The 13,801-nt window shown below is 72.5% G+C and carries 10 protein-coding genes and 1 riboswitch; of the genes, 5 read left to right on the plus strand and 5 right to left on the minus strand.

Annotation, left to right across the window (positions count from 1 at the left end; genetic code table 11):
• The first annotated feature begins 94 nt into the window (after nt 1-94).
• Together ACFRCG_RS20335 and ACFRCG_RS20340 are read left to right on the plus strand one after the other, a co-directional pair.
• On the plus strand, nt 95-4,735 hold the full coding sequence (locus ACFRCG_RS20335; protein WP_380033316.1) for a HEAT repeat domain-containing protein: 4,641 nt from the start codon (nt 95-97) through the stop codon (nt 4,733-4,735).
• Nucleotides 4,736-4,806: 71 nt separating this feature from the next.
• Nucleotides 4,807-5,412, plus strand: coding sequence for a CGNR zinc finger domain-containing protein (locus ACFRCG_RS20340; RefSeq protein WP_380033318.1), 606 nt, complete (start codon nt 4,807-4,809; stop codon nt 5,410-5,412).
• 71 nt (nt 5,413-5,483) lie between these two features.
• On the opposite strand, the gene ACFRCG_RS20345 is transcribed toward ACFRCG_RS20340, so the two are convergent.
• Nucleotides 5,484-6,944, minus strand: a complete 1,461-nt coding sequence (locus ACFRCG_RS20345) for an APC family permease (protein WP_380033320.1) — start codon at nt 6,942-6,944, stop codon at nt 5,484-5,486.
• A 293-nt stretch (nt 6,945-7,237) separates the two neighbouring features.
• On the opposite strand from ACFRCG_RS20345, the gene ACFRCG_RS20350 reads away from it, so the two are divergent.
• The 3 genes from ACFRCG_RS20350 (at nt 7,238) to ACFRCG_RS20360 (ending at nt 10,980) form a co-directional block, all read left to right on the plus strand.
• On the plus strand, nt 7,238-8,686 hold the full coding sequence (locus ACFRCG_RS20350) for an aldehyde dehydrogenase family protein (protein ID WP_380033321.1): 1,449 nt from the start codon (nt 7,238-7,240) through the stop codon (nt 8,684-8,686).
• Between the two features lie 249 nt (nt 8,687-8,935).
• On the plus strand, nt 8,936-10,333 hold the full coding sequence (locus tag ACFRCG_RS20355; protein ID WP_380033323.1) for an NAD(P)/FAD-dependent oxidoreductase: 1,398 nt from the start codon (nt 8,936-8,938) through the stop codon (nt 10,331-10,333).
• A 44-nt stretch (nt 10,334-10,377) separates the two neighbouring features.
• Nucleotides 10,378-10,980, plus strand: coding sequence for an Lrp/AsnC family transcriptional regulator (locus tag ACFRCG_RS20360; protein ID WP_380009886.1), 603 nt, complete (start codon nt 10,378-10,380; stop codon nt 10,978-10,980).
• Between the two features lie 22 nt (nt 10,981-11,002).
• Here the strand turns inward: ACFRCG_RS20360 and ACFRCG_RS20365 are convergent, their stop codons facing one another.
• The 4 genes from ACFRCG_RS20365 to ACFRCG_RS20380 all read right to left on the minus strand — a co-directional run bounded on the left by ACFRCG_RS20365 (nt 11,003) and on the right by ACFRCG_RS20380 (nt 13,797).
• The gene (locus ACFRCG_RS20365) at nt 11,003-11,497 is read right to left on the minus strand and encodes a topology modulation protein (RefSeq protein WP_380033325.1); all 495 of its coding nucleotides are present in this window, start codon (nt 11,495-11,497) and stop codon (nt 11,003-11,005) included.
• Nucleotides 11,498-11,957: 460 nt separating this feature from the next.
• A complete protein-coding gene (locus tag ACFRCG_RS20370; protein WP_380033327.1) occupies nt 11,958-12,716 on the minus strand; it encodes a CbtA family protein in 759 nt (252 codons plus the stop codon).
• Nucleotides 12,717-12,811: 95 nt separating this feature from the next.
• Complete coding sequence (locus ACFRCG_RS20375; protein ID WP_126643036.1) at nt 12,812-13,024, minus strand: CbtB-domain containing protein; 213 nt, start codon at nt 13,022-13,024, stop codon at nt 12,812-12,814.
• A gap of 51 nt (nt 13,025-13,075) precedes the next feature.
• Nucleotides 13,076-13,164, minus strand: a riboswitch (cobalamin riboswitch).
• A 222-nt stretch (nt 13,165-13,386) separates the two neighbouring features.
• Nucleotides 13,387-13,797, minus strand: coding sequence for a PPOX class F420-dependent oxidoreductase (locus ACFRCG_RS20380; RefSeq protein ID WP_380001168.1), 411 nt, complete (start codon nt 13,795-13,797; stop codon nt 13,387-13,389).
• Between the last annotated feature and the right edge of the window lie 4 nt (nt 13,798-13,801).

Here is a 13,801-nt window from a genome sequence, read left to right on the forward strand (position 1 = left end):
CGAACCTAGCCGGCCCGGTGTGTCGACGGCAAGCATCGGGGTGGGTGGGAAAACCCGTTCGTCGCGTGCTGCGGGGCCTGCCTAGGATCGAGCGATGACGATCTCGGAGCAGGGCGCCGTGTCGCATGCCGTGGCGCGGGCCGACGTCGCGTGGCTCTCGGCGTACTTCGACGGGGTGCCGTGCCCGATCCCGGTGCTTCGGGGTCTGGTCGCGCACGAGGATCCGACGCTGCGATACCTCGGCGTGGTGTTGCTGCGGGAACGGGTGGGGCGGCCCGGGGGTGGTGCGGATCGCGAGGCGGCCGCTCTGCTGCCGCATGTGTCGGCCGGATCGCCCGAGGCGGCCTTGGTGTCGGCCCAGGTGTACGCGCGGTTGCGTGTCCCCGTCCCGCAATGGCGCGCCGCGGGGTGGCCGGCTCCGGTGCGGATCGCCTGGCTCCGGGCGGAGATCGTGGCCCGGCCCGAGGCGACGCTGCGGGCCGAGCCGGCGGGGGAGGAGTTGTACCGGGCGGTCGAGGGGATCGACGCCGGTGCGGTGGACGACGTCGGGGCCCTGCTGGACGGGTTGTCGGCGCGGCCGGATTCGGTGTTGCGCGCGGCGGCGTTGCGGGTGGTTCGGCGGGCGTTGGCCGATGCGTTGATCGGGCCGGGGCAGGCCCGCGCCCGGTTGGTCGAGTTGTTGGATCCGGCCGCCGGTACCGAGGTGGTGGCGGGGGCGTTGGCGGAGTTGGCCGCGCCGTGGGCCGCCGAGGAGATCCCGGCCGGGATGGAGCGGGCGTTGCGCCGACTGCTGCCGGAGTTTCCGGACGCGGTGGAGGTCGCGGCGCGGTTCGGGACGATCGGGCTGCTGCGCGAGGTGGCCGCGGATCCCGGGCTGCCGGGGCGGCAGCGGCAGCGGGCCCTCGCCGCGATCGGGGATGTCGCCGAACGGGGCGATGTGGGCGCGTTGTTGGTGATCGCCGAGGCGGACCCGCTGTTGTTCGCCGAGTCGATCGTGGCCTGCCTGGGGGCGATGCATCGGCGCGGGCACTTCGTCCGGGACGAGGATGTACCCGCCGTGATCGCCATGGCGCTCGCCGACCACCGCGTCGCCGCGGTCGACGTGGCGATCGTGCTGTACACGGTGCGGCACGAGGCGCTGCGCGTGCTGATCTCGGTCGCGGACGACCACCCCGACTGGCCGCGATGCGTGGAACTGCTGTCCGCGCTGTCCGCGCAGGGTGCCCCCGATCTGCCGGTGGGCGAGGTGTTGGCCGCTCGGTTGGCCGGCGTCGGCCGGCCGGAGCCCGTATTGGCCGCGCTTCGTGCGTTGCGGTACACGGGCGCGGAGGAGGGCGTGTTGGCCGCTTTGCCCCGGGCGCCCAGGGCCGCGTTGCGCGCTTTGGAGGCGATCGGCGGGCCGCGTACCGTCGCGGTGTTGCGCGAGGGGCTGGGGGTGGCCGACCAAGGTGGCGTGGTGGTGCCGCATCTGCGCGGGGTGACCGACCTCGCGCTGGAGGTGTTGTGGCACCTGACCGACGACCCGCACCGGCGCCGGGAGTTGCGGGCCCGGCTCGACCGGCGCGCACTGCCCGAGCGGATCGCGGTCGACCTCGGGATGCCGGATCCGGACGAACTCGCCCTGCTCACCGCGGATATCGACGCGGACCGTCCGGTCGCCGCACTGTGCCGGATCGCCCGCAACGGCGACGCGCGCACCATCCCGGCGCTGGCCGACCTGCTGCTGCGGGTGGTGAGCGACCTGGTGGCGAACCGCGGTGAGGAGGCCGCCGAGCCGGTGGTGCCGGACGAGGTGGTCGAGGCGATCGGCGCGCTCGGCGAACGCCTGTACCGGCGCCGCGTGTTGCGCCCGGTGTGTCTGCTCGGCGCGAGCGACCCGAAGGCGGCGCGCGCCGAACTCCTCTGCGACATCACCCTGGACCTGATCGACCGCGAGGGTGTCACCGACGCCGAACTGGCCGTCCTGCTCGAACTCCTGTCCCGGGGCCACGAGGCGACCGGGTTCGGTACGCGCCGGTCGGAGCCCGGCGTCAAGGACCGTATCCACCACCTGATCCGGCACCGCGACCCGGACGTGCGGAAGCACGCCATCTCGCTGATCGCCCGGGACCCGGACGCGGCCCGTTCGTTGTCCGCGAGCCTGATCGCGCTCACCACCTCCCCGGATCCCCGGACCGTGCGTCAGGCCCTGCGGGCGCTGGGCCGGATGCGGGCCCGGTGGGCGGGGGAGGCGATCGCGGCGTGCCTGGGGCACCCGGTGATGAACGTCAGGAAGACGGCGGCGGAGGCGCTGATCGACGCCGGCACGCCGAGGCGGATTCCCGTGCTGCTGGGGTGGCTCGGGCGGCACGACAACCCGGGCCTGCGCGAATCGTTGACGGCGGCGCTCGGGGAAGTGCTCGGACCGGCGTACCGGGCGCGGGTCCTGGCGGCGGCGGAGCGGGCGACCAACGCGCGGGAGCGTGCGCTGCTGATCCGGGCCCTGGACCGGGAGTGGTCCACCCGTGCGGTGGCGGCGCTGGTTCGTCGGGGATCGGTGGTCGCGGAGCCGCTGCTCGCCGGGCTGGCGCGGGGGGACTTCACCGTGCGCGACGGCGGGATCCCGGACCTGGCCGAGGAGTTCGCGGCCCACGGCATCGCGGTGCCGAAGCCGGCGGCCGAGGCGTCGGAGGAGGACCGGGAACTCCGGGCCGATCTGCTCACCATGACCCGCCGGACTCGCCCCGACCACGACGTGCCGGCCGTACTGCGGTTGGTTCGGCGCGGGCCGCAGGCGTCGACGCCGGAGCAACACGGCGCTCTGCGGGAGGCGTTGCCGCAGCTGCTCGTCCTGGCGCGGTGGCGGCCGGCCGATCGGGCGGCGGTGTTGCGGTTCGTGGTGGCGGCCTGTCCCGCGCCGTGGTCGGACGCCGAGCGGGCCGCGTTCGCCGACGCGTACGACGTGCTCGCGGCCGAGTTCGGCACAGTGGACGGAGTCGGCGCGATCCTGGAGGCGGTCGCGAGCACGTTGGCCGAGATCGCCGCGTTCGATCTCGCCCGCCGGATCCGCGCATTGCCGGACCCGCTCTTCGCGGGCCCGACCCCACTGGCCGTGCTGCGCTGTTGCGGAGCCGTTCGCACCCGCGAGGACGTGGAGCGCGCACTGGTCGGGGCGCGTTCGGGGCCGAACCCCTGGGAGGCCGAAGTCGCGGTGCTCGGCGAGGCGTTCCGGCCGGAGGGGCGGGGCGATGCCTCGGGCTCCGAGGCCGAGGACCCCGAGCGGGTCGCGCTGCCGGACGCCTGGCGGTCCGGGCTCGACGACGCCGTGCGCTCGCCGCGGACCCTCGCCGCGTTCCGGGCCGCGACCGAGGTCGGGGCCGGAGCCGGATGCGGCGCCGAGGGCGAGGCCGCAGCCGAGCCGGACTCCCGGGCCCGGATCGTCGCCCTGATCGACGTGTTCCCGAGTGCCGAGCCCGACACCCGCGTGCCCCTGCTCGACTGGCTGAGCGAACTCCAGCCGATCGATGCGCCGCCGTGGGTGTCGGCCGAACGGGCCGCCCGAGCGCGGCGGTTCGACCGCACCCGTCCCGCTGCCCGTCTCCCGCGCGCGGAAGACCTCGACCAACCACGCTCTACCCCGCAGCGGGAGCGCCTGGTGGCCCTGCTCGCCGCCGCCGACCCGCGCCGCCGCAGGGCCGCCGCCGAGATCCTGTGCGACTGGGCCGAACCGGCCACCCGACGCGTCGTCCTGGACGCCCACCTGCGCGGCGCCGTCGACCTGCCCGCGCACCTCCTGCGCCCCCTCGCCCCCACCCTGCTCGACCTCGCCGACGACCCCGACCCCGCAGGCGTGTTCGCCCGCCCGGACGCCGACCCCTCCCGCGCCCGAGCCGCGCGGCTGTGCGCGATCATGGACCCGGAGCACCTGGAACGCGCCGCCCCGCACCTCGTCTCGTGGTGGGAGCACGGCACACCCACGGCCCGGGCCGCGGTACTCACCGCCGGCCGCGCCATGTCCGCCGACGTCCTCGCCGAAGCCCTCCGGACCCGCCTGGACGCCGGCGCCCCGGGCTGCCTCGACCTGCTGCTCGACCGCACCATGCGGCGCACCCCGGAACTGACCGAGACCGTACGTCGGCTGCGCGTAGAGGGACGCAAGGCACTCGCCGACCGATTGACCCTCGTCGGCGGCGTACTCCGCGCACCCGGCCCCGATCGCAACGGCCTCGCCCTGGTGTCCCTGCGCGCCCGGACCGTGCCGCCCGGCGCCGAGCGCCCCACCCGCGACGAACTGATCGCCACGGTCCGGGCACACGCGCCCGAGCAGGCCCGACGGGCCATGTCCCGGCTGGCCGACGAACACGGCGCCGATCCGGAAGTACACGCCCTGGTGGTCGAGTTGCTTGGTCATGCGCACCCGCGTGTGCGCCTGCACGCACACCGGATCTCGCGACGCGTGCTCGACCGCGCCGAATACCTGCGACATACCCAACAGTTGCTCGACGACCCGCGACGCGACGTCGTCCGGGGCGCGATCCGCACGTTGTCGCACGCCGGTTGGCAGCCGGCCGTACCGTCCCTGATCACCCTGTTCGCGGACGCCGACCCGGTGATCCGCGAAGCCGCCGGCGAGGGCCTGGCCCGGATCGGCGTCGCGGTCCTGCCCGCGCTGCGCAAGGCCGCCGCGCACGCCCGCCCGGATCGCCGCGGCCGCTATCTGGAACTGCGCGACCGGATCGCGGCGGCCCCCGAATAGCCGGTCGCGGCACCCCGCGCCCTCGTTCCAGGCCATACCGGTCAAACCGGTTCGCGAGTACGCTGGCGGGTATGCCGCGATCCGCCGCCGACCCCCGTCGATTCCGCCACGGAGCGGGCAGGCTCACCCTGGACTTCATCCGCACGCTCAGCGGCCGGGGCACATCGCGGGAGAACGAGGAACTACCGGACGCGGAGGCCCTGTTCGCGTGGGTGCGGCAGTTCGGCCCGGGCGGCGGGCTCGTCGCCGTCGCCCCCTTCGCCGCCGTATCGGTCGCCGACGCCCGGCAGTTACGCGAGGCCGTCCACGAACTGATCGTGGTGGCCCGCGGGGGCGAGGGGCCGGCCGCCTGGCGATCCCCGGCCCGTGAGCGGGTCAACCGCGCCGCCGCCGCCCCGACACCGATCCCGGCGGTGGACGCGTGGGGCCGGGTGCGCTGGAGTGCGCCGGACCCGGTCGCCGCCACCATGTCGCTGGTCGCCCGCGACGCGATCGATCTGGTCGACTCCGCCGCGATCACCCGGGTCAGGGCCTGCGCCGGCCCGCTCTGCGGCGCACTCTTCCTGGACGAATCCCGCCCGGGCACCCGCCGTTGGTGCTCGATGAACACCTGCGGCAACCGTGCGAAAAAGCAAACCAACCGAGCCGCGAAGCAGAAACCGCACACCGGCTCGTAGTCACCCGCGACGACGGCACGGGGCCACCGCGACGTGCGCGATGGCCCCGTGCCCGGCAACGCCTTGCGGATCTACCGTTCGCCCGTGTCCACACGTGCCGCGTCGCGGGGGTCCTGGACCCTTGTGCGGTACAGCCACAGGGCCACGCCGACGACCAACACGCCGCAGGCGATGCCCAGTTCCTTGAAACCGCCGTATCCGGTGATGGAGAAGCCGGTCGCGCCGACCACCAACACCACGGCCAGGAACGCGGCGAGCAGCCAGGCCAGCGGCACGAAGAAGTTCGGCAGCCGGATCGGCCGGGCCAGGTCCGGGCGGTCCCGGCGCAACATCGCGAAGCCCGAGATGGCCAGCACGTGGGTGAGGATGTAGCCCAGGTTGCCGGTCACGATGATCGCGAGCGGGGTCTTGAGCGCGATCAGGATGACCACGTTGACCACGAGGGCGATCATCAGCGCCCGCGCCGGCACGCCGCGCCGGTTGAGCACGCCGACCTGCTTGATCGTGGTGCCCTCCTTGCCCATGTTGTAGAGCACGCGCGAACCGTCGGCCAGGCCGGTGATCATGATCAGCAGCAGCGAGGCGATCAGGAAGACCACCATCAGGTCGGCCGCGCCGCCCACCAGGTCGTTGAACGCGCCGACGTAGAAGGTGGTCGGGTCGAGCCCGATCTTCTCCTCGCCGACATAGCCGGCCAGCGCCAGCGGCAGCAGGATGAACACGCCGAGCGAGAACAGCACACCCGCGCGCAGCGCCCGCGAGGTGTCCTTGACCGTGTCCTTGTACTCCGGCGCGAAGGTCGCGCAGACCTCGACGCCGAACGACGTCCAGGCCATCACGTACAGCCACACCAACGATTCGCGGATGCCGGCCGCGCCGTGCAGGTTCCAGTGCAGGTTGCCCGCGCTCCAGTCGCCACTGGCGAACGGCAGCACGATGAACACCACGAGCGGGACGAGCAGCATGCCGCCGGTGACGTAGACGACCCACATCGCGACGTGCAGGCCGAACATGGCCGCGCCGAAGAGCAGCACGATCACCGCGATGCCGACCACGATCGGGAAGGTCAGCTCGGCGAAGCCCAGGTCCAGGTTCCAGTCCTGGCCCTGGAACCACTGGGCCTGGACCAGCGAGCCGATGATGCCCGCGTACACGGACAGCGCGGTGGTCCAGGGGAACCAGTAGCCGATGCTGGCCAGCGGGCCGACGAACGGCGCGCGCTTCTTCCAACCCTCGGTCGCGTAGTGCGCGATGCCGCCGGACGACTCGGGGAACATCGCGGCCAACTCGGTGTAGATCCAGTTGGCGATCGTGGCCAGGAGCATCGAACCGGCCCACAGGGCGATCGCGCCCCACGCGCCGAGGCCGCCGATCGAGGCGCCCAGCGAGGCGATCAGCGCGGCGGGCATGGTCAAGGACATCGCGAAGCCGTCGTACCAGCGCATCTTCTTGGCGAGCGCGGGCGGGCCGGCCACGGTCTCGGCGGCGGTACCGGTCGAGCCGGGGGCGGCCGGGTGGGGTGCTGCGGACATACGTTTCCCCTTCGCGGGGTGGGAGCGGCCGGTGGAGGTTCCCGGGGGACGGCCGCTTGGGGGAGGGGGTCGCGGGCTCCGGACGCGCTGCTGTCGGCGCCGTCGTCGGCCCTGCCGGTGGCCCTGCTGATGGCCCTGTTATAGATCCGGGTTTTCAACCACGTCAAGGGTTCTTCTTTGTTCGTTCGACAAATGAGAGCTGTCAAAGTTGCTCATCGAGATCTATTGACAGGTCAAAGTTGCTGATGAAGTCTGAACACACGCCGCCCGAGGACAGAGAGGGATCCCCCCGCATGAGCAGCAACGGCCCCGCCCGCCACCAGTTCTTCATCAACGGCGCCTACGTCGACGGCTCCGGCACCGAGGGCTACGACGTGATCAGCCCGGTCACCGGCGAGCACGTGGCCACCGTCCCGGTGCCCACCGCCGCCGACCTGGACCGGGCCGTCGCCGCCGCCAACACCGCGCAGCGCGCGTGGGCCAGGGTCAACGTCTGGCAGCGCGCGGAGCTGTGTCACCGCATCGGCGACGAGATCACCAAGCGGGTCGACGAGCTGGCCCGCCTCCAGACCCTGGAGCAGGGCAAGCCGCTCGCCGAGTCGGTCGCCGACATCGAGGAGGCGGCACAACTCTTCCACCTGCACGCCGAGGACGCGGTCCGGCTGCACGGCGAGACGATGCCCTCCACCGACGGCACGAAGCGCATGTGGACCTTCTACGCGCCGGTCGGCACCTGGGGCATCATCACCCCCTGGAACTTCCCGCTGCTCATGCTCGCCGAGTTCGTCGCCCCGGGGCTGGCCACGGGCAACGCGCACGTGGTCAAGCCGCCGGCCAACACGCCGCTGACGGTGCTCAAGGCGATGGAGGCGTTCGTCGCCGCCGGGGTGCCCGAGGGTCTGATCAACATCCTCCCGGGCGAGGGCGCCACGGGCGACGCGCTCGTACGGCACGACGGCATCGACGCGATCGGCTTCATCGGGTCCTCCGCGACCGGCGCCAAGATCCAGGCCGCCGCCGGGCTCAAGCGCTCGATCATGGAGTGCTCCGGCAACGGGCCGCTGGTCGTGCTGGAGGACGCCGACCTGGCCGCCGCGGCCAAGGCCGCGGTGTACGGCGCGTACCTGTGCGCCGGGCAGGTCTGCTGCGCCACCGAGCGGGTGATCGTGGTCGACGCGGTACACGACGCGTTCGTGGCGGCGGTGTTGCAAGCTGCCGAGGACGTGGTGCTCGGTGACCCGTTCGACGCCGCCACGAATTTGGGGTCGCTGAACAACGAGGGTGTCGCCGCGAAGATGGATCGGCACATCGCGGACGCGCACGAGCGGGGTGCGAAGGTGCTTTTGGGCGGCAAGCGCCGGGTGGGGATGCCGACCGACCTGTACTACGAGTTCACCGTGGTGGACGAGGTTCCCGTGGACAGTCTGCTGTCGCGGGAGGAGTCGTTCGGGCCGGTGGTGCCGATCATCACGGCGGTGGACGAGGACGATGCGCTGCGGCTGGCCAACGACGACAAGTTGGGGCTTCAGGGGGCGGTGTTCACGCGGAGCATGCGGGCGGCGTATCGGTTTGTGGAGGAGATGGCGGTGGGGCAGGTCGTGGTGAACGACAGCACGTGTTTCTGGGACGTGAACATGCCGTTCGGCGGGGCCGGGAATCGGGGTACGGGGTGGGGGCGGATCGGGGGCAAGCACACGCTCCTGGACATGTCCGACCTTCGCACGGGCGTGATCAACCTGTAGCCGCCGTTGGCCTCGCCGGCCGGGCTTTCGGCCTCAAACGCCGGCCGGGCTGCTTGGCCTCATGCGCCGGCCGGGCCGAGTGTGACCCGGCCTTCGGCCGAGGTGGCCTCAAGCGCCGGCCGGGCTGTTTGGCTTCAAACGCCGGCCGGCTGTCGGCGGCTTGGTTCGCGAAATCCAGCCCGGCCGGCGTTTGAGGCCGAAGTTTGGCTTGCCTTTACGAATACCGGTCACTACCCCGTAGGGAACCGCATGACCCCGAGTCACCGCATTGCCTTGCGTAATGCTGCCCAGGAGCCGTTTTGGTTGGATCGGATCGAGCGTCCCGAGCCGTTGGCGCGGCTGGTGGGGGATGTTCGGGTCGATCTGGCCGTGGTTGGTGGCGGGTATACCGGGCTTTGGACCGCGTTGATCGCCAAGCAGCGGGATCCCGGGCGGGATGTGCTGGTGCTGGAGCAGGGCACCTGTGGGCATGCCGCCAGTGGGCGCAACGGGGGGTTCTGCTCGCCGAGTCTCACCCACGGGCTGGCCAATGGGCTGCAGCGGTGGCCGGATGAGATCGATACGTTGCAGCGCCTGGGTGCGCGCAATCTCGACGATTTCGAGCGTGACTTGGACGTGCATGGGATCGACTGTGGGTTCGGCCGTTTCGGCAAGGTCGCCGTTGCCGCCACCCCCTGGCAGGCCGAGTCCCTGCGGGCGTCGGTGGGGGTTGCCCAACGCTACGGGGAGAAGGCCGAATACCTGGAAGGGGACGCGCTGCGGGCCTACGTCGACTCGCCGCTGTGGGCGGCGGGCGTGTGGCAGCCCGACTACGCGCTCCTGGATCCCGCGCGCCTGGTCTGGGGGCTGCGCCGAGCCTGCCTGGACGCCGGGGTGCGGATCGTCGAGCGTACCGAGGTCACCTCGATCGACACCAAGCCCGCCGACGCGGTCCGGCTGAGCACCGCCTACGGGCTCGTCGCCGCGCGTCGGGTCGCGCTCGCCACCAACATCTACCCGCCGCTGCTGCGCCGGCTCGGCCTGAGCATGGTCCCGGTGTACGACTACGCGCTCACCACCGAGCCGCTGACGGACGAACAGCTCGCCGCGATCGGCTGGACCGGCGAGCACGGCGTCACCGACGCGGGCAACCAGTTCCACTATCTGCGCAAGACCGCCGACAACCGCATCCTGTGGGGCGGTTACGACGCCATCTACCCGTTCGGCAGCAGGGTCGACGAGGCGCTGACCCAGCGCCCGGAGACGTTCGACATCCTCGCCGAGCAGTTCGCCGCGACCTTTCCGCCGCTCGCCGACGTGGCCTTCTCGCACGCGTGGGGCGGCGTGATCGACTCGACCACCCGGTTCTGCATGTTCGCCGGCACCGCCGCGGCCGGCCGCGTCGGCTACGCGCTCGGCTTCACCGGACTCGGCGTCGGGGCCACCCGGTTCGGCGCCGAGGTGATGCTGGACCTGCTCGCCGGCACCCGGTCGGAACGTACCGAACTCACCATGATCAAGCGCAAGCCGATCCCGTTCCCGCCCGAGCCCGCGCGCTGGATCGGCATCCAGGCCACCCGCTGGTCGATGGCCCGCGAGGACGCGCACGGTGGCCGCAACCTGTGGCTGCGCTCGCTGGATCGACTCGGACTGGGCTTCGACTCGTGAACCACCCGGGTGCCGGGCCCGAAGGCCGGGAGGAACAGGGGAAGATGGCCGCCGGAGATCAGGACCAGGCACACGCGCCGAACCCGGCGCCGCAGCAGACCCGGAGCAGCCGCATGACCCCTGCAGGCCCCTTGGACGACATCGACCGGCGCATCATCGCCATCCTCCAGGCCGATGGCCGGCGTGCGTACAAGCAGATCGCCGAGGACCTGGGCATCCCGGCGTCCTCGGTGCGCTACCGGGTGCAGCGCCTGGAGGAGAGCGGGACGCTCCAGATCGTCGGCATCGCCAACCCGCTCACCATCGGGTTCGACCGGCTCGCGATGATCGGCATGCGGGTGCGGCCCGGCAGCGCCCGGGAAGTGTGCCGGGAGCTGCGCGAGTTGCCCGAGACGTCGTACGTGGTGATGGTCGCCGGACAGTACGACGTGATGGTCGAGGTGATCTGCCGGGACACCGACCACTTCACCGACCTGCTCAACCGGCGCCTGCTGATGATCGACGGGGTGCTCTCCACCGACTCCTTCTTCGTGCTGGAGGTGCACAAGCTCGCGTACGGCTGGGGCGTCGGCGGCGTCGAGTCCTCGCTGCTCGACGCGCCGGAGATAGCGCCGGGGTCGGGCCTGGACCAGCGCGACAGCCGCTGACCGCACTCCCGCCCGTCGCCGCTCAGCCGCTCGTCGGCAGGCCGGCGAGCCAGCGGTCGGCGGCGCGACGGGTGGTGAAGGTGTGTACCGGGACGTCCGGCGCGGAGTGGGCGGCGAGCAGTCGGCGCACCCGGGGGCGGACCGAGTGCCGGTAGGCCAGGACGGAGCGCAGCACGCTCGGGTCGAGCCGGTCGTGATCGCCCGCCTCGGGGTGCCGGCGGCGGGCCAGTATCGCGGTGATCGCTGCCGGCGGATGGATGTCGAGGAAGACCACGGTATCCGCCGCCCGCAGCCGGATCGGCAGTGTGGAGGCGTAGTTGCCGACCACGATCCACCCGGGCCGGGCGACCAGCGCGCGCTGCGCGTCGGCGAACTCCTCGGCCGAAGCGGTGGTTCGATCCTCGTGGTGGTACAGGGTGTCCAGGTGGGTGACGGGGAGGTCGAGTCGGGTACCCAGGGCGTCGGCCAACTCGGGCCTGCCGGTTCCGCCGACGCCGACGACGACGATCTTGCGCATGGTCTCGCAGCGTACGGAGGCGGCGGGCGCGACGCGCGTGGATTACCGGGAGTTTGCCCGGGCGGCACCGGCCCCGCCGGCCCTCGGCCGCACGCGCCCGGCCGGCCGGGCCGACCCGGCCTTCGGCCGAGGTGGCCTCAAACGCCGGCCGGGCTGGATTTGCGGACCGAAGCCATCGACGGCCCGGCCGGTGCTTGCGGGCCCTGGGGCGGGGCCGGTTCCGCCGGTCCTCGGCCGCATGCGCCTGGCCGGGCGGGGTGGGCCGGCCTTTGGCCGAGGTGGCCTCAAGCGCCGGCCGGGTTGGGTTTTGTGGACCGAAGTCGTGGACCGCCCGGCCGGCGGTTGCGTCCTCCGGCGGGGCCGGTCCCGTCCGACGCATCGCCGGTCGGGCCCTGGACGGCCCGACCGGCGATCGGGGTCACGGCCGGGGGCGGCCGCGACACCGTGTGGACCGGCCCGGTCAACCGGCGGCGGCCGGGACTCGGGGTTCGGGCCTGGGGTCGGCCGCGGGCCGCAGGACGCGTTCCGCGAACAGGCCGAAGACCAGGCCGAACGTGGTCCAGATGATGGCGTGCACGCCGAGCGAGGCCACCCGGAAACGCCAGAGCACCGTGGCCGAGAACGCGGCCGGCACCTCGTTCACCGTCGGCATCGCCCGCATGGTGATGCCCACCGCGACGAGGAAGCCGGCCACCGCGAGCGGGACGGCGTTCCAGGCCCCGAGCCGGTCGGTCAGCCGCCGGGCCAGGATCACCGCCGCCGCCGCGAACAGCACGGACAGCGCGAGCATGCCGAAGTACAGTGCGGTACGCCGCCCGATGGTGTCCGCGTCGCCGACCGCCGGCGGGTTCGCCGGATACTTCAGGAGCGGCACCACGATCACCGCCGCGAAGCCGAGCAGCGCCAACAATCCGGCGGTGGCCCTGGGCCGGAACGGGCCGATCCGGCCGTACGCGAACGCGAAGACCAGCGCGAACAGGCCGCCGATCGCGATGCCGTACACACCGATCCCGGTCAGCATGCCGATCGTGCTCTGCACGCCCCGACCGACGACCTCCTCCTCGGGATGATCGCCGGCCGCGCCGGCCTCGTGCCCGTGCTCCTCGAACGCGATCGCGTCGCGGATCTGCGGCTCGCCGAAGACCCACGCGAACACCCACGCCAGTGCCCCGGCGAGAACGCCGGTGAGCATGCCGCGGATCAACAGATTTCGCACCATGCGTGATGTCGACTCCCTGTGCGGCGGCCCTCGACCGAGGGCCGCGCCGAACATGCCTCACGGCGCGACCGTGCGGCCGCACGATCGCGCGGCCGTCAGTGGCAGGGGAAGCCGAGCAGGTGGCGCCCGTCGTGCACGAACTCGTGCACACCGGTACCCGAGAAGAGCGCGACCGCGCCCTGCTCGGAGGCGACGAAGTAGATCAGGAACAGCAGGAACGCCCCGGCGAACGCGGCCCAGGGCACGATCGCCCGGACCGGGATCGCGATCGGTGTGGCGGCGGGGCGGGGAACGGCAGCCTGAGCCACGGAATCCTCCTTCGGGGCAACGCGCCCGTGTGCGGGGTGCGTCGCGGGAGGGTCTGACTCACGGCCGCCGCGACCCCGCTTTGCGCGGGTCGACGACTCGATCACAGTGGCGCGTCCGTGCCGGGGTCTCACCGGCTTCCTCGTCGCGACGCGAGGTCGATCGGAATCTAGGTGTCGCCGCGCGAGCGGGTCAACGGGCGCGGGGCTCCGGAGGCCAGACTTGTGCAAGTCTTGAACCGGGCGGACCGGGGTGAGTACGCGGATATGAGTACACGGGTCACCTTGGTGTGCCATGCCGCGACCGCGGCCACCGGCACCGGGACCGCCGGCCCGCCGGCCCGCGCGGGAGCGTTGAGCGGTGCTCAGTCGGTCGCGGTGCCGGTGATCCGGGTCGGGGTCAGGCGCACGACCACGCGCACCGACTCCGGCGGGAGGTTCAGGTATTCGTCGCCGGCGCCCGGGCCCTCGTATTTCTCGGCCAACTCGACCGCGAGCCGGCGGCCGACGTCCTCGGTGATCGTGGTGGTGCCGCGTATCTCGACGTAGACCTCGGAGTCGGCGGGGTCGTAGATGGTCAGGCTCGCGCGCGGTTCGCGGCGCAGGTTGCGGTCCTTGAGCCGGCCGGCCTGGGTGGAGACGAGGACGTCGTCGCCGTCGCGACCGACCCACACCACGGAGGTCTGCGGGCTGCCGTCCCGGTTCACGGTGGCCAGTACGGCCGGGTGCGCCGCGTCGAGGAGCTTGCGGGCGGAATCACCCAGAGAGATCGTCATGTCC

The sequence above is a fragment of the Embleya sp. NPDC056575 genome (assembly GCF_042793325.1).
Taxonomy (GTDB): domain Bacteria; phylum Actinomycetota; class Actinomycetes; order Streptomycetales; family Streptomycetaceae; genus Embleya.

Bases quoted from the DNA above. Each gene is read 5' to 3' on its own strand.
- ACFRCG_RS20380 (WP_380001168.1), bottom strand. From the start codon at position 13,797: ATGACGATCTCTCTGGGTGATTCCGCCCGCAAGCTCCTCGACGCGGCG.
- ACFRCG_RS20335 (WP_380033316.1), top strand. From the start codon at position 95: ATGACGATCTCGGAGCAGGGCGCCGTGTCGCATGCCGTGGCGCGGGCC.
- ACFRCG_RS20365 (WP_380033325.1), bottom strand. From the start codon at position 11,497: ATGCGCAAGATCGTCGTCGTCGGCGTCGGCGGAACCGGCAGGCCCGAG.
- ACFRCG_RS20360 (WP_380009886.1), top strand. From the start codon at position 10,378: ATGGCCGCCGGAGATCAGGACCAGGCACACGCGCCGAACCCGGCGCCG.
- ACFRCG_RS20340 (WP_380033318.1), top strand. From the start codon at position 4,807: ATGCCGCGATCCGCCGCCGACCCCCGTCGATTCCGCCACGGAGCGGGC.
- ACFRCG_RS20350 (WP_380033321.1), top strand. From the start codon at position 7,238: ATGAGCAGCAACGGCCCCGCCCGCCACCAGTTCTTCATCAACGGCGCC.
- ACFRCG_RS20345 (WP_380033320.1), bottom strand. From the start codon at position 6,944: ATGTCCGCAGCACCCCACCCGGCCGCCCCCGGCTCGACCGGTACCGCC.
- ACFRCG_RS20370 (WP_380033327.1), bottom strand. From the start codon at position 12,716: ATGGTGCGAAATCTGTTGATCCGCGGCATGCTCACCGGCGTTCTCGCC.
- ACFRCG_RS20355 (WP_380033323.1), top strand. From the start codon at position 8,936: ATGACCCCGAGTCACCGCATTGCCTTGCGTAATGCTGCCCAGGAGCCG.